The sequence below is a fragment of the Bacteroides sp. AR20 genome, assembly GCF_964250605.1.
Taxonomy (GTDB): domain Bacteria; phylum Bacteroidota; class Bacteroidia; order Bacteroidales; family Bacteroidaceae; genus Bacteroides; species Bacteroides uniformis.
The window spans coordinates 114,860-129,911 of the sequence record NZ_CAXUGK010000007.1; the positions used below are offsets into that span (position 1 = coordinate 114,860).

General features: G+C 45.2%; 14 protein-coding genes and 2 pseudogenes. All 16 read right to left on the minus strand.

Annotated features, from left to right (window positions below):
- Positions 1 to 32: 32 nt before the first annotated feature.
- Positions 33 to 2,495, minus strand: a complete 2,463-nt coding sequence (gene pheT, locus ACESTD_RS05990) for a phenylalanine--tRNA ligase subunit beta (RefSeq protein ID WP_373158719.1) — start codon at positions 2,493 to 2,495, stop codon at positions 33 to 35.
- Positions 2,496 to 2,647: 152 nt separating this feature from the next.
- On the minus strand, positions 2,648 to 2,743 hold the full coding sequence (locus ACESTD_RS05995; protein WP_005828262.1) for a smalltalk protein: 96 nt from the start codon (positions 2,741 to 2,743) through the stop codon (positions 2,648 to 2,650).
- Positions 2,744 to 2,775: 32 nt separating this feature from the next.
- Entirely contained in the window at positions 2,776 to 3,276 is a 501-nt protein-coding gene (locus tag ACESTD_RS06000) for an HU family DNA-binding protein (protein ID WP_098032043.1), read from the minus strand.
- Positions 3,277 to 3,463: 187 nt separating this feature from the next.
- Positions 3,464 to 3,694 (minus strand): annotated as a pseudogene (locus ACESTD_RS06005) (hypothetical protein); the annotation flags it as partial.
- A 56-nt stretch (positions 3,695 to 3,750) separates the two neighbouring features.
- Positions 3,751 to 5,001, minus strand: coding sequence for a DegT/DnrJ/EryC1/StrS family aminotransferase (locus ACESTD_RS06010; protein ID WP_373158718.1), 1,251 nt, complete (start codon positions 4,999 to 5,001; stop codon positions 3,751 to 3,753).
- 106 nt (positions 5,002 to 5,107) lie between these two features.
- Positions 5,108 to 5,695, minus strand: coding sequence for an MBL fold metallo-hydrolase (locus tag ACESTD_RS06015; protein ID WP_057098094.1), 588 nt, complete (start codon positions 5,693 to 5,695; stop codon positions 5,108 to 5,110).
- Position 5,696: 1 nt separating this feature from the next.
- Positions 5,697 to 6,305, minus strand: a complete 609-nt coding sequence (locus ACESTD_RS06020) for a sugar transferase (protein ID WP_057098095.1) — start codon at positions 6,303 to 6,305, stop codon at positions 5,697 to 5,699.
- Between the two features lie 12 nt (positions 6,306 to 6,317).
- Positions 6,318 to 6,950 (minus strand): annotated as a pseudogene (locus tag ACESTD_RS06025) (sugar transferase).
- Positions 6,943 to 8,157, minus strand: a complete 1,215-nt coding sequence (locus ACESTD_RS06030; protein WP_373158717.1) for a glycosyltransferase family 4 protein — start codon at positions 8,155 to 8,157, stop codon at positions 6,943 to 6,945. Before ACESTD_RS06030 ends, ACESTD_RS06025 begins: the two are co-directional and overlap by 8 nt.
- Positions 8,158 to 8,165: 8 nt before the next feature.
- Positions 8,166 to 9,350, minus strand: coding sequence for a non-hydrolyzing UDP-N-acetylglucosamine 2-epimerase (gene wecB, locus ACESTD_RS06035; RefSeq protein WP_373158716.1), 1,185 nt, complete (start codon positions 9,348 to 9,350; stop codon positions 8,166 to 8,168).
- 25 nt (positions 9,351 to 9,375) lie between these two features.
- The gene (locus ACESTD_RS06040; RefSeq protein WP_057098278.1) at positions 9,376 to 10,524 is read right to left on the minus strand and encodes a capsular polysaccharide biosynthesis protein CapF; all 1,149 of its coding nucleotides are present in this window, start codon (positions 10,522 to 10,524) and stop codon (positions 9,376 to 9,378) included.
- Positions 10,525 to 10,569: 45 nt separating this feature from the next.
- The gene (locus ACESTD_RS06045) at positions 10,570 to 11,643 is read right to left on the minus strand and encodes a polysaccharide biosynthesis protein (protein WP_057098279.1); all 1,074 of its coding nucleotides are present in this window, start codon (positions 11,641 to 11,643) and stop codon (positions 10,570 to 10,572) included.
- A gap of 68 nt (positions 11,644 to 11,711) precedes the next feature.
- On the minus strand, positions 11,712 to 12,806 hold the full coding sequence (locus ACESTD_RS06050; RefSeq protein WP_057098280.1) for a 3-oxoacyl-ACP synthase III family protein: 1,095 nt from the start codon (positions 12,804 to 12,806) through the stop codon (positions 11,712 to 11,714).
- An 11-nt stretch (positions 12,807 to 12,817) separates the two neighbouring features.
- Positions 12,818 to 13,057 carry a hypothetical protein gene (locus ACESTD_RS06055; RefSeq protein WP_057098281.1) on the minus strand — a complete coding sequence of 80 codons (240 nt, stop codon included), beginning with the start codon at positions 13,055 to 13,057 and terminating at the stop codon, positions 12,818 to 12,820.
- A gap of 14 nt (positions 13,058 to 13,071) precedes the next feature.
- The gene (locus ACESTD_RS06060) at positions 13,072 to 14,469 is read right to left on the minus strand and encodes an AMP-binding protein (RefSeq protein ID WP_057098282.1); all 1,398 of its coding nucleotides are present in this window, start codon (positions 14,467 to 14,469) and stop codon (positions 13,072 to 13,074) included.
- Between the two features lie 97 nt (positions 14,470 to 14,566).
- On the minus strand, positions 14,567 to 15,052 hold a 486-nt coding region (locus ACESTD_RS06065), incomplete at its 5' end, for a transposase (RefSeq protein WP_272203367.1).

Below are 15,052 nucleotides of genomic sequence, written 5' to 3' on the forward strand. Positions count from 1 at the left end.
TAAATTATGAATTATAAATTCTGAATAATGAATCAACGCAGTTTGGCATTCAACTTGTCCTCCAGGTTCTTCACTAGTTTGGACATAATCTTGTCAATCTGCTTATCGTTCAACGTGGCATTCTCATCCTGCAGCAGGAAGCTCACCGCGTAACTCTTCTTACCGACTTCCAGATTCTTACCCTCGTAAACGTCGAAGAGAGAAACCTCCTTCAGCAGCTTTTTCTCCGTCTCGTAGGCAATCTTCTCGATTTCCGCAAACTGCACTTTCTTGTCGAGCAGTAACGCCAAGTCGCGTTTCACGGCAGGGAACTTGGAGATTTCCGTATAGCTCACCTTCACATTGCGGATAGCCTTCAGCAATTCTTTCCAGTTGAAATCGGCATAGTAAACCTCGTTGTCAATATCGAATGCCTTCAGCAGCTTCTTTGTTACAATACCGAAAGTAGCCAACCGCTTTCCACCCCTTGTCTGTACGGATAAACCGGCAGCATAGATGTCATCAGTCAGATTGCCGACAACCAAATCATGCATGTGCAGCCCCAATCTGGCAAAGACATTCTCAACGTATGCCTTCAGCTCATATACCGAGCTGTTCTCATCCGGATGAGCCCATGAGTTGGTCACCCTCTTGCCAGTCACCCACAAACCAAGATGATAGTCTTCGGAATAAGCGGCAAGCACCTTTTCCGGATTCTTCTTCTCCTCGTTGAAGTGATAACAATTACCGAATTCAAAGAATTTCAGGTCTGCATTCTTACGGTTGGCGTTGTGCGAGATGCTTTCCAATCCACCGAAAAGCAGTGTCTGACGCATGGCATTCAAGTCTGCACTCAACGGATTCAGCAACATTACCAGATTCTTTGACGGATAAGACTCCAAGTTGTCATAGTAAGCGGCACGCGTCAACGAGTTGTTCAGAATCTCATTGAAACCACAGCCCACCAGCTGCTCGGCAACCAGGTTCTGCAGTTTGTTGGATTTATCATATTCACCCTTGGTAGTCAGGCAAGACTTCAAGGTAGTCGGAATCTCCACATTATTATATCCGTAGATGCGCAGAATATCCTCTATTACATCGCAATCGCGCTGCACGTCCACACGGTAAGGAGGAACATCCAGTGTAAGCCCTTCGGCTGTCTCGTCTACAATCTTCATTTCCAGACTTGTCACGATGCTCTTGATGGTATCCACCGGAATAACTTTACCAATCAGTGAGTTCACTTTCTCATAGGCAAGTTCCACACGGAAATCCTTGGCAGGAGCGGCGCACACATCTTTTATTTCAGAAGAAATGGTACCTCCGGCAAGTTCCTTTACCATCAAAGCTGCCAGCTTCAGGCAGTAAATAGTGGCATTCGGGTCAATACCTCTTTCAAAACGGAAAGAAGCGTCTGTGTTCAACGCATGGCGACGGGCTGTCTTGCGCACCCATGTGGGATGGAAGTAAGCACTTTCAAGGAATACATCTTTGGTGGTTTCCGTAGAACCGGAATCCAGACCGCCGAACACACCGGCAATACACATCGCCTCTTCCTTGTTGCAAATCATCAGGTCGCGTTCGTTCAATTTACGCTCCACGCCATCAAGAGTTACAAACGGAGTACCTTCCGGCATGGTCTTTACAATCACCTCACCGCCTTTAATCTTATCTGCATCGAAGCAGTGCAGCGGCTGGCCGAAAGCATGGACGATATAGTTGGTAATATCCACCACATTATTGATAGGACGCAGGCCGATAATACGCAACTTGTTCTGCAACCATTCGGGGCTTTCTTTCACTGTAACCCCTTTCACCGTAACGCCGGCATACCGGGGACATGCCTCGCTGTTCTCTACAGTTACTTTAATATCCAAATCGTGATTTTCTACCGCAAAAGCGTCTACCGAAGGTTTCTTCAAGGCAGCCTGCTTACCGTTCTGTATCAAGTAGGCATACAAGTCGCGTGCCACCCCATAATGTGAGCAAGCATCGGCACGGTTGGGAGTGATGTCCACTTCCAGCACGTAATCGCTCTTGATGTTATAGTAGTCCTTGGCAAGCGTACCCGGAACAGCTGTTTCCGGCAGTACGATGATGCCTGCGTGGTCCGTACCGATACCGATTTCATCTTCAGCACAAATCATGCCGACAGATTCCACGCCACGAAGTTTTGATTTCTTGATGGTAAAGCATTCGTCACCGTCATACAGTTTTGTACCCAACGTGGCTACTACCACTTTCTGTCCGGCAGCTACATTCGGAGCGCCGCATACAATCTGCACGGGTTCACCTTGTCCCAGGTTCACCGTAGTGACGTGCATATGGTCTGAGTTAGGATGAGCTTCGCATGTCAGCACTTCGCCGATGACCAGTCCTTCCAGTCCGCCTTTAATAGTTTGCACCTCTTCCACACTTCCCGTTTCCAGTCCGATGGAGGTCAGTGCCGCAGCAACTTCATCCGGTGTCAAATCGAAATCGACATACTCTTTCAACCAATTATAAGAGATATTCATATCATTATATTTTTATTGTTTCCAAAAGTGACCTGCAAAGGTAATAAGATTTTTTGGTTGGCAGGGAATTATAAATGAAGAAAATAACAAAAAGGCGATGAAGTGCTTTCCCTTCACCGCCTTTCTCCTAATATTCTATATAAATCTACAATTTATACATTCATTGCATTGGCGCCTAAAGCTCCCAATATGGCGGAAGCAACAGCTATCACTACCTTCAAAATTTTGTCCCAAACGTTCTTTTTCATAGTTTTAATCTTTCAAAATTAGTAAATACATCTTATCCTAACGGGTTCTCTCCCTGGTCACCGTCGGAACCGCCACCGGAATTACCACCATCACCGGCATCATCCTTACCGTCCGTAACCACTCCCGTCCATTTCTCAAACTCCACCCCTTGGAGCAGGGCACGCGTAGTGCCGATGGCAGCCGGGCGCGTATATTCCGGAGTAAACTGGCAGCGTAGAGCAGTCACCTGATTGGGATTCACGTCTTCAAATTTGACCACTCCTTTACCTCGCGTACGGGCCTTCATGGTGAATGTGCCTAAGCCATCCAGACGCACCGTACGGCTGTTCAGCAACTGGCTCCTCATTACCGTCATCAGGTTACGGATTACATTATGTACGTCACCCGGAGTCAATGAAGACTTCTCGGCAATCACCTCAGCCAGCTGTTGCGCATCCACGGCCCTTCCCACTTTCTTCAAACTCAGATGCCAAAGTTTGGCACCTTCTTTTGTCGCCAGAGACGACTGTCTTGCATAATAAAATAAAGGCATAGTTTCTTTCTCCTTTTTACATTTTTAATTCAACATGGTTTTTAATCTCGTTTTGTTGATCAACAATGCAAAGGTGAGGATATATTTGCCTGTAAACAAAGAAAACAGCCTCGCTGAAGCTGTTTTCTGAGATAAGTTCATAAAGTATTGATTTACAAGCTGACAGATTAGGCAAGCCAACTTAATCAAGATATCCTACGATGATGATTGCCTGTACTGCCATATAGGTCAAAGATACTATGACATGGGGAATCTTCAGCTCATTCGCCATAATCTGATAAGATGTTTGCGATGCGGTAGTCCGATATTCTCATGAAGCATCAGGCGGTGAATATTTGGCACGCTTGCAGAAATTGAAGAAGCAGAAGACTAGAACGGAACAGACAACGGTATAGATGAAATCCGCATTGACAAACGTATTGGCAACCGACAGCATTGTCAAGGTCGTAGTTAAAAAAGCTGTATTTTCATCTATTATTTTACTATGGCCTCTTTTATACACTCCACGATATAATATACATCTTCATCAGTCACCCACGGCCCGGCAGGAAGGCACATACCGATTTTAAAAATAGCTTCGGATACCCCATTGATATAAGCCGGAGCATCCTTATAGACCGGCTGCTTGTGCATCGGTTTCCAAACCGGGCGTGCCTCTATTTTTTTGCCAAGCATAAAAGCACGCAAAGCCTCCACATTCTCGTTGGGCTGGCAATCTGTTGTAGCACAATCTACGGCATGAATCACACCTGCAGCACCACCTACGGCAGTCCTGACAACATCCTTATAAGCATTTTCCTGCCCTTTGATGCGAAGTGAAGAATCCAGAGTGATTGTACAAAGCCAGAAATTAGAGTCATAATCAGCCGAAGGAGCTTCATGCAGCAATACCCCCTCCACATCCTTAAGCAGTTCCTTATAGAGAGCCTGCACATGTCGGTGATGTGCAATATGCTTATCGGCAACGGTCATTTGACCACGACCAATACCTGCACATATATTACTCATGCGATAGTTATACCCTATCGCCTCATGCTGGTAATAAGGATAAGCCTCACGAGCCTGCGTGGCATACCACATGATTTGATTCTTGCTTTCGGCATCTTTACAAATCAACGCACCACCGCCACTGGTAGTAATCATCTTGTTACCGTTAAAGCTCAGCACCCCGAACTTGCCGAACGTCCCCAGTACCTGTCCCTTAAAACGGGAGCCAAAACCTTCGGCAGCATCTTCCACCACTGGAATAGCATACCTATAGGCTATCTCCATGATACGTGTACAGTCATAGGGCATGCCGTACAATGCCACAGGAACAATAGCTTTTGGCTTTTTTCCAGTCTTGGCAATGCGGTCCTTGATGGCTTCTTCCAACAGTTCCGGAGACATGTTCCAAGTTTCTTTCTCAGAATCCACAAATACCGGAACAGCCCCCAGATAAGTGACCGGATGCGAAGACGCACAGAATGTGAAGCTTTGTACAATCACTTCGTCACCCTGTCCCACTCCGCAAGCCAACAGAGCCAAATGTACTGCCGCCGTACCGGCCGAAAGTGCCACCACTTCCTTGCCTTCGCCTACAAAACGTTTCAAATCCTCTTCAAAAGCATTCACATTAGGACCAAGAGGAACCACCCAGTTCGTATCGAAGGCTTCTTTTACATATTTCTGTTCAATACCCTCCTCGCTCATATGGGCAAGGCAAAGATAAATAGTTTTATCCATAAATATATATGTGATTATTTAATGATCAGACTTCGGATTCCTCACATAGTGGGGAATAAAAAGAAAGGAAACGGCTTTATAAATCCTTTCCAGATATCGGAATAATTTACTCATAAATGTTTCCATGACCGGGATACAGACTGCAATCCTTTGTTAATTCCATGATACGTTCTTTCGAGATCCGTGCATCTTCCCTATCGCTATTAGGGAATGAGGCAATGACTTTAACACCCGGGATATATGAATCACCCGAGAAAACATTGTTCTCGACTTTATAGGTAAGGCAGCTTTTATCATGTCCGGGAGTTTTAAACACTTCCACGAAAATTCCCGGAAATATTTCCACTTTATCATTCTCATGTAAAACCGTCACATTATCTCCCATCCATATTACAGGATCATTGTGATAACGGGAAAAATTAAGTTTATCCGAACCTAAAGCCTCCTTACCGAAAGAGGAAGTGTAAACTGTGCAATCAGGATACAATCGTAATAAATCTTTTATACCATAAATATGGTCGTAATGAGTATGAGTCAGAAACAAGGCTTGTACCGTTCCGCACTTTTCCTGAACACACTGCTTTATAGGAGCAATATCCCCAATATCTATCAATACATGCCCATCTTTCCCCTCAACAGACAGTATATAAGTATTGGAGGTGAAAACAGAATTGACAATCTGATGGATGTTCATTTCAGTTATGACCGTTGAAAGCCTCGGTGGTAGCATTACCTTCCTTATTGATCCCTTCTCTAACGAACACTTTCTTTATGGTTAGCAGAATAATCTTCACGTCCAGCCAGAAAGAAATATGATCCACGTACCACACATCCAGTTCAAACTTACGTTTCCAACTGATATCATTCCGTCCGTTTACCTGTGCCCACCCCGTAATTCCCGGACGTACTTCATGGCGACGGAACTGTTCCTCTGAATATAAAGGAAGATACTTCGGCAATAAAGGACGGGGACCAACTAATGCCATATCCCCCTTTAATACATTTATTAGTTGTGGCAATTCATCTATGGAAAGAGAACGGACTATTTTCCCAATCTTTGTCAGACGTTTAGCATCCGGCAACAAATTTCCTTCTGAATCCTGCTCATCTGTCATTGTCTTAAACTTTATGGCTTTGAATATTCGAGCATTTTTTCCGGGGCGATCCTGGGTAAAAAAGACACCGGCACCCTTATTGGTGAAATGGAGGAAAATTATCAGAAGAAGTAATATGGGCCAGATAACCAACAGAGCTATAAAAACAATTACAAAGTCTAACCCACGCTTTAATCCTCTTTTATACATAAGCCTATAATTTCATTGATCAAAAGAGTTCTCTTTCTTTATACGATACCCCACATCTATTATTTGTGTATTATCACTAATTAAGATATCTTTCCTAAATAAACCTCTATGAATTGATAGACATACAATCTTTAAATCAAGCATAAATGAGCAATGATCCACATACCATACATCCAATTCAAATCTTTTACTAAAAGGGAGAAAATTTCGTCCATTTACTTGTGCCCAACCAGTAATCCCTGGACGCACTTCATGCCGACGAGCCTACTCTTTTGAATAGAGAGGCAAATATTCTGGCAATAAAGGTCTTGGACCAATCAATGCCATATCCCCTTTCAAAACATTAATCAATTGCGGAAGCTCATCAATACTAGTGGCACGAACAAATTTACCCACATGAGTCAATCGTTTAGCATCCGGCAATAATTTGCCTTCTGCATCCCGTTCATCCGTCATACTTTTAAACTTTATCAAACGGAATATTCTTCCATCCTTTCCAGGACGCTCCTGAGTAAAGAATGCTCCTGCACCTTTATTGGCAAAATGCAACCAAATAGTAATAAGTAATAAAATGGGCCAGATAACAACCAATACAATAAAGACCAGAATGAAATCAATCACTCTTTTCAAACCATGTTTATACATACTCGCAAAAATGCTTCATTATAGCCTTATAACTCTTATCTACAGTATAATTCTCACACAAGAATCTATACCCTTTTTCTCCCATCTCTTTCATCCGTTTATCATCCTCTATCATAAACTCCACCATCTTCATAAAGGTATCTATACTCCCATTCTCTGTCCACAGACCGAAACCTCTTTCTTCAGCTATCTGTCCGATATCCGTATTAACATCCGTAGCCATTAGCACCGGCATCCTACATTCCAAATACGAAAGCAGACGCGATGGGAAATTGGGTATCGTAAACCGCTTGTCCAGGAATATCAAGCCTACATCACACAAGCTCACCAATTCATCATATTTTACTTTCGGCAATGCAGTAAGAAGACAAGCGTTTTGGGGCAAGTGTGTATCAAACCATAATTTAACCCTCATATACTCCGTACCACTACCTACAATTACAAAATACGAGTTATCCCGCTTTTCATTCTCCTCAATCACTTTCAATAAAAAATCTATCCCTTGAGGTTTTCCCAGATTACCCCCATAGATAAAAATCCTTTTTGATATAGGAATATTCAATTCTTTCAGCAGTTCACTCTCTTTCCTATCTCCTTTCAACCTTTCCTGCAACTTCACACTGTTCGGACAGATTTCCACCTTTGCCGCATCAATGGCAGGATTATGCTTCAACACATACTCACAGTTGGCAGGTGACATACAACCGATAAAGTCTGACAATTCATAAAGTTTTTCTTCTTTACTCCTGAACATCCTATAAAGAAAACTTTTCTTGGAGAACATACCCAAATCCACCGCATTCTGCGGAAAAATATCCTTTAGCATCAGATAGGTTTTAGCATTCCAGCGTTTTCTCAAGGTCTGGATTACCTTATTGAAGGTGATGGGAGGAGTGGAATAAAGAATAAGGTCGAATTTCACATCCCGCCAGTATTTATTAATGGCATGCAGATACTGGCTTTCCAACAATAAAGTGCCAATCCCCTTCTCCACAATATTCGTTTTCTGGATATTGAGTGTCTTTACCTTCAATATTCTTGCACCGTCGTTCTCCATGACTCCGGTAGGCTGATGGAATCTCCGCTCGTAAGGGGATACTATATACATGGCATGCCCGTTCCTTATAAATTCACGCATCAGGTCCGTATAGATACCACGCTCTTCCAAACCATTGATACGGGATATTGTCAAAAAAAGAATGTTCATCCCAGCAGTCAGAATTTTCTCCAAACCATCTTGTTCACCACTCCCGTATAGCTCTGAATCAACTTCACAACCTTGGCCGATACATTCTCATCCGTATAATTGGGCACCGGCAGGCCATCGTCACCATTCCTATTCATCTCCACAGCAGTATCTACAGCCTGAAGCAAGGATTTCCCATCAATACCGGCAAGGACAAAGATACCCTTGTCAAGAGCCTCGGGACGCTCCGTACTCGTACGGATGCATACAGCCGGGAAAGGATGCCCCACAGAAGTGAAGAAACTGCTCTCCTCAGGCAGGGTACCGCTGTCACTCACAACGGCATAGGCGTTCATCTGCAGGCAGTTGTAGTCGTGGAAACCGAGAGGTTCATGCTGAATCACACGTCTGTCAAGTGCAAAGCCGCTTGATTCCAGACGTTTCCTGCTACGGGGATGACAACTGTAAAGTATGGGCATGTCATATTTCTCGGCCATAGCGTTAACCGCGCTGAAAAGGGACAGGAAGTTCTTCTCCGTGTCAATGTTCTCTTCCCGGTGCGCGGAAAGCAGGATGTATTTACCTTTCTGGAGATGCAATCTCTGGTGAATATCGCTGGACTCTATTTCGGACAAATTCTCATGCAGGACTTCCGCCATGGGCGAACCGGTTACGTATGTACGTTCTTTCGCCACGCCCGAAGCGTTCAGGTATCTGCGGGCATGCTCCGAATAGCAGAGGTTCACATCGGAAATGACGTCCACAATACGGCGGTTGGTCTCCTCAGGCAGGCACTCGTCAAAGCAGCGGTTGCCTGCCTCCATATGGAAGATGGGGATATGCAGACGTTTCGCGCCTATCACGCTCAGGCAGGAGTTCGTGTCTCCCAACACCAGCACGGCATCAGGTTTCACCTGCACCATCAGCTTGTAACTGGCGTTGATAATATTCCCCATCGTGGCACCGAGGTCATCGCCGACGGCATCCATATACACATCCGGATCTTTCAGCCTCAGGTCACGGAAGAAGACACCGTTCAGGTTATAGTCGTAATTCTGGCCGGTGTGGGCCAGAAGACAGTCAAAATAACTGCGGCATTTGTTGATGACAGCCGCCAGGCGGATGATTTCCGGACGGGTGCCCACCATAATCAGAAGTTTCAGTCTGCCGTTCTCCTGAAACCTGACTTGCGAATAATCCAATTTTATATCCATCTGTTCCTGTATTCTTTAACTCGTTTCAGACTTTTTCAAAATAAGTGTCCGGACGTGCCGGGTCGAAACACTCGTTGCACCACATGAAAGTCACCAGGTCTTCCGTTTCCGAAAGGTTGACGATATTGTGCGTATAGCCGGGAATCATCTCCACGACCTCCATCCTCCCGCCGCTTACCTCGAAGCTGACAACCTCCTCCGTACCTATCTTGCGGAGCTGTATCAGACCGTGGCCGCTCACCACCACAAACTTCTCGTTCTTGGTATGGTGCCAATGCTGGCCTTTCGTAATACCCGGTTTGGAGATATTCACAGAGAATTGCCCGCGGTCAGAAGTACGGATGATTTCAGTAAAACTGCCACGGTTGTCCACATTCATTTTCAGGGGATAACTGAAACGCTCTTGGGGCAGGTATGAGAGATACGTGGAATAAAGCTTCTTTGCGAAGGCATCACTCAAATCCGGGACGGACAAGGTACCGGGCATTTGCCTGAAAGACCTTATCAGTTCCACAATGCCGCCCAAGGTAATGGTATGCACCACGGGCACTTCGCAATAATCCCCGTTGCGGTGTTCCCTGCCGCTCAGGGCAGAGATAAGCTCGTCCACCACATCGTCTATGTAAACCAGGTGCATCACCACCGAAGGGTCGTTCACCCGGATGGGCAAGTCATGGGCGATGTTATTGCAGAAAGTGGCCACCGCGCTGTTATAGTTGGGGCGACACCATTTGCCGAAAACATTCGGGAAGCGGTACACCAGTACCTTTGCACCCGTTTCCCTGGAGTACTCGAACAACAGTTGCTCCCCTGCCCGCTTCGATTCACCGTAAGGGTTGTCGAGTGCGGCCTGCGTGGAAGAGGAAATCATTACCGGACAGGTATTGCCGTGCTTCTTCAATGTATCAAGCAGCGTGGAGGCGAAGCCGAAGTTCCCCTTCATAAACTCAGACGCATCCTGGGGACGGTTCACGCCCGCCAGATTGAAGACAAAGTCAGCCTGCTTGCAATAGACATCCAGTTCGGCAGGGTCACTGTCCATGTCATATTCGTAAATGGTAAGTCCCTCACCTGCAATGCCATAATTACGGGCTTTCCCGTCACGGATGTTATGCAGCTGGGATACAAGGTTCCGGCCGACAAACCCTCGGGCGCCGGTCACTAAGATTTTCATAAACTAATGGGATTGGATAGGATGGAAAAGTTAACAATGGCTATACTATTCGCTCTTGATTTCCGCGCTCTTCGCCTTTTCCTCCATCCCGAGGTCTTCGCGGATGAAGCGGAGTTTCAAGAGAAGCTTTTTCATGCCCTCCACATCCAGGCGGGCGGTGTTATGGCTGTGATAGTCCTCTATACGGGCAATATCCTCATTGCCTTCCGTGAAGAACTTGTCATAGTTCAGGTCACGGGTGTCGCAGGGGATGCGGTAGTAGTCGCCCATGTCGACAGCCTTTGCCATCTCCTCGCGGGTTACCAGTGTCTCATACAGTTTCTCGCCGTGGCGCGTGCCGATGGTCTTCACCTCCGTCTCACCGTATTTCGGATCAACCTGCGCGTATGTTTCCTTCAAGGCCTGCGCCAATACATCCAAGGTGGCGGCAGGAGCCTTCTGCACGAACAGGTCACCGTTATGCCCGTGCTCAAACGCATAGATTACCAGATCCACGGCATCGTCCAGAGTCATCATGAAGCGGGTCATGTTGGGGTCCGTTACCGTAATGGGCCTGCCGTTCTTTATCTGCTCCACCCACAAGGGAATCACAGAACCGCGACTTGCCATCACATTGCCGTAACGGGTACAGCAGATAGTAGTTCCTGCCCCGTCACCCAGGGCACGGCCCTTGGCTATGGCAACCTTCTCCATCATGGCCTTGCTGATACCCATGGCATTGATGGGATAAGCAGCCTTATCCGTAGAAAGGACCACCACATTCTTTACTCCGTGCGCTATGGCTGATTCCAGTACATTGTCCGTACCAATTACATTGGTCTGTACGGCTTGTAACGGAAAGAACTCACAACTCGGAACTTGCTTTAGAGCAGCAGCAGAAAATACATAATCCACTCCCATCATTGCACCGTCCACAGACTGGCGGTCACGCACGTTACCAATGTAGAATTTCACTTTCGGATTCTGCAGGTGATGACGCATGTCATCCTGCTTCTTCTCGTCGCGACTGAAAATGCGGATTTCCTTGATATCAGAATCGAGGAAACGACGCAATACAGCGTTACCAAAGGAGCCGGTACCGCCAGTGATTAATAAGACTTTATCTTTAAAAATCGACATAATAATGTTTAGTAATTTCCAATTTAATAATATAAATTCTTATAAGTAAGTCAAACTAACTAATCTACTTATTCTTTGTCTATAAGATAATTTCTCCTTTCCCATTTTAGAATCTGCATTTTAGGTATCACCATAGGTTTCGTCTTCATCCACATTGTCCCCCAGCTTAATCCAAGCCCAAAAGAGGACATCAACAAGGTAGTCTCTTCCTGCATCAACCGTTCACGCAAGCGGCTCACCATTAATGAAGGAATGGAAGCTCCACCCAAGTTTCCAAACTCCTCCAAGTTATAAGGAACCTTCTCTTTGGGCAACTTCAACTTCTTCACAATACGATCCACAATCATCTTGTTCGCCTGGTGAATCAAGAAATAGTCTATATCCGTTTCACGATTAATTTTATAATCGTCTAAAAAGGCTTCGACGGATATAGGAGGACGGGATATAGCGAAAGAAAAGACATTCATTCCATTTATCAATGTATGAATAGGAGCACGCACAATGCCATTGCCAAAATCTTCATATTCAAAGGAAGCAGGTGTAGCCGGATGGCGGAAACCACCGTGAGGGGTCATCAAAGCTTCATATCCCTTACCGTAGGTATGAAAATCAACTACAATATCATTGGCAGTCTCATCATATTCCAAAGCTATGGCTGTACCGCAGTCACCGAATAAAGGTACACGGCTTTTGTCTTTCATGGACCCCATCCGCAAAGCCGTATCACCTACAAGCAACAAGGCACGCTTTACATTACCTGCCGTCAACAGGGTACCGGCAACTGTTATGGCATACATACACCCACAACAACCCATTGGAATATCCATACAGAAACAATTTTCCGACAAGCCAAGCCTGTCTTGCAATATGCAGGAAGTAGGAGGAGTACGATAATCACCCGTAACAGACTCAAACAACAATACATCAATACTGTCCTTCTCCCAACCCAGCTCTTCAAGCAGTTTCTCGGCAGCAGCCTGGCACATATCCGAGGCGCACATTGTGTCCGGAGCGATATGCCTTTCTTTTATACCGACTGTATTATCGAATACATCAGCTTCCTCTTGGGAAAGAAGTCCCAGTTCGGAAGTTTTTACCACATTCTCCGGAACGGTCATAGCCACTCCCTTCATGCCGACATTCTTAATTTCCCATCTTGCCATTATCTTGACCCTTAAAGTTCAACTTCGTATTTTTTCAATATCTCACGTCCCTTTCCATAGGAAGTAAATTCCATGATATCCTCTGGGTCAAACATTACGTCAAAGGACTCTTCCAACAATGCGATTATATTCAGTTGGTGAACAGAATCCCAGGATTCCACGCTGTCTTTTGAAAAACTATCGTTCAACACTGCACTATCCACCCCAAACACTTCTACAAAAGCTTCATTATACTTTTCAATATTCGTCATCGTTCCTATCTTTTTTATGAATTCAACTTACTATACAATATTTTTCCCGCCTCATTCTTAGGTATGTCAGCAATCACTTTTACCTCAAAAGCCGAGGCTACCAGTTTGGTCTTTTCAACCAGTATCTCCTTTACAGCCACCGCATATTTTTCATCGGTTAAATAGACGGTCATCTTATCGTCTGTACCCACACAAGCACACTCTATCGGATATTTCCCTTTGATTATCTGCTCGCACTCATCCAGACCGATGCGCATGCCAAACAGCTTCAAAAAACGTCCCATACGCCCCACAATGTAATAACAGCCGTCCTCATCCCTGTAAGCCAAGTCACCGGTACGCATAAAGCCATTACGTTCATCGCCCAGCAGCAAATCTTCCCGACTGCGGGCATATCCCATTGTCACATTCCTGCCACGATAGCACATTTCACCTTCCGTGTGAGAACCTTCTATCACATTTCCGTCACTATCTATCAAGGACAGTTCCGCATTGGGAACTGCCCGACCTATACTTCCGCATTTGGATATTGCATATTCAGCAGGAAGATAGGCCATGCGGGCAGTACCTTCAGACTGGCCGTAAGTAGCTATCCAGCGTTTGCCGGTATCACGGCAATATTCAGCAAACTTCAGATTCAGCTGGCGAGGCATCTTACCGCCACCCTGAGTAAGCAAAGTCAAATCAGGCAAATCCATACGGAAGAAACGCATCAGATTCAAAATTTCAAAGCTGTAGGGCACTCCAGTAAAACTGGTGGCCCGCTGTTCCTTCATGAAACTCCAGAAAGCCTTGTCCGTCATGCTTTGGTGGGTTATCAATATAGTGGCACCCACATATAGGTGGCTAAATACTACGGACAGCCCCATTGTATAATACAATGGCAGCACCAGCAATGGACGGTCAGAGGAGGTCAGTCCAAAGAAAGTGGAGATATTCAGAGCTGCCGCCTCTATATTCTCATATTTATGACGAACCAATTTGGGACTTCCCGTAGAGCCGGAAGTCGGCAGCAGATGGGACAAGTCATCATGTACCCTACATGGTTCCATTCCGGTACATAGTAAAGTATAGCCATAATACTCATACACAGACTCATATTGCAGTGTGTCCGCCATCGATGATGGTACACACACATAAGGAGGACGGTAAATCTCAAACAAATTATGAAAAAGCCCTTCCTCAATATGAGCATTCAATATCAAGGGGACATTACCGGAATTAATGCTACCGATACTCCATGCTATCCCACCAACATTATTTTCTGTCAACAAGAACAACAGGGAACGCTGAGGAAGTAAAGCACCGATTTTCTCCGAAAATGCCAACAACTCCCCATACTTCAAGACAGTTCCCGAAGCATCTATCACAGCAACCGCCTCTTGTGGTCGCTCGTTCAAACTTAATATCATCTTATTTTTATGTAAGCACTCAATTTAGGGCATCCCCCTTCGAAAGGGCACTTTTCAGTGCCCTAAACCGAGTTTTGTTAATTAATTAGTCTTGAATTTAACATTGGCTGGTAGCCAAAGTGATTTTGTCAGGAACCATGTTAACATAATCCCTGCATCCGTTAAAGATATTTTTGAAAAAAGTTCCGATGAAGTTCCAGACAGAACTGCCATGAAGCTTTACCGTTCCAATCACACTATGATATGTTGCAGCCATCCCAGCACCGGCATCACTACCATAATGAAGTGAATTATTACGTTGGGTAGTCAGCTTTCGAATGGTTCGCTCTGCCAGATTGTTGTCTATAGGTAATTCACCATCATCCAAGTAGGCAAAAATCTCTTTCCAGAACCGGTTCAGATAATTGAGAGCTTCCCTATAATACCGACTTCTAAATTCTGAATCCTTTAACAGTTCACTGTCCAACTGACTGCGCAATTCTATCAGGAGTTCCTTCGTTTCCAGACTTTGCCTTTCTCGGAACCTTTCCTTGGGAGTTAATCCGGCATCATCGTATTTACGCTCCCTCATAAAGAACTCCTT

What these genes read in the sequence shown, in the direction of transcription:
- pheT (WP_373158719.1), bottom strand. Translation starts at nt 2,495, where the DNA reads ATGAATATCTCTTATAATTGGTTGAAAGAGTATGTCGATTTCGATTTG.
- ACESTD_RS05995 (WP_005828262.1), bottom strand. Translation starts at nt 2,743, where the DNA reads ATGAAAAAGAACGTTTGGGACAAAATTTTGAAGGTAGTGATAGCTGTT.
- ACESTD_RS06000 (WP_098032043.1), bottom strand. Translation starts at nt 3,276, where the DNA reads ATGCCTTTATTTTATTATGCAAGACAGTCGTCTCTGGCGACAAAAGAA.
- ACESTD_RS06010 (WP_373158718.1), bottom strand. Translation starts at nt 5,001, where the DNA reads ATGGATAAAACTATTTATCTTTGCCTTGCCCATATGAGCGAGGAGGGT.
- ACESTD_RS06015 (WP_057098094.1), bottom strand. Translation starts at nt 5,695, where the DNA reads ATGAACATCCATCAGATTGTCAATTCTGTTTTCACCTCCAATACTTAT.
- ACESTD_RS06020 (WP_057098095.1), bottom strand. Translation starts at nt 6,305, where the DNA reads ATGTATAAAAGAGGATTAAAGCGTGGGTTAGACTTTGTAATTGTTTTT.
- ACESTD_RS06030 (WP_373158717.1), bottom strand. Translation starts at nt 8,157, where the DNA reads ATGAACATTCTTTTTTTGACAATATCCCGTATCAATGGTTTGGAAGAG.
- wecB (WP_373158716.1), bottom strand. Translation starts at nt 9,350, where the DNA reads ATGGATATAAAATTGGATTATTCGCAAGTCAGGTTTCAGGAGAACGGC.
- ACESTD_RS06040 (WP_057098278.1), bottom strand. Translation starts at nt 10,524, where the DNA reads ATGAAAATCTTAGTGACCGGCGCCCGAGGGTTTGTCGGCCGGAACCTT.
- ACESTD_RS06045 (WP_057098279.1), bottom strand. Translation starts at nt 11,643, where the DNA reads ATGTCGATTTTTAAAGATAAAGTCTTATTAATCACTGGCGGTACCGGC.
- ACESTD_RS06050 (WP_057098280.1), bottom strand. Translation starts at nt 12,806, where the DNA reads ATGGCAAGATGGGAAATTAAGAATGTCGGCATGAAGGGAGTGGCTATG.
- ACESTD_RS06055 (WP_057098281.1), bottom strand. Translation starts at nt 13,057, where the DNA reads ATGACGAATATTGAAAAGTATAATGAAGCTTTTGTAGAAGTGTTTGGG.
- ACESTD_RS06060 (WP_057098282.1), bottom strand. Translation starts at nt 14,469, where the DNA reads ATGATATTAAGTTTGAACGAGCGACCACAAGAGGCGGTTGCTGTGATA.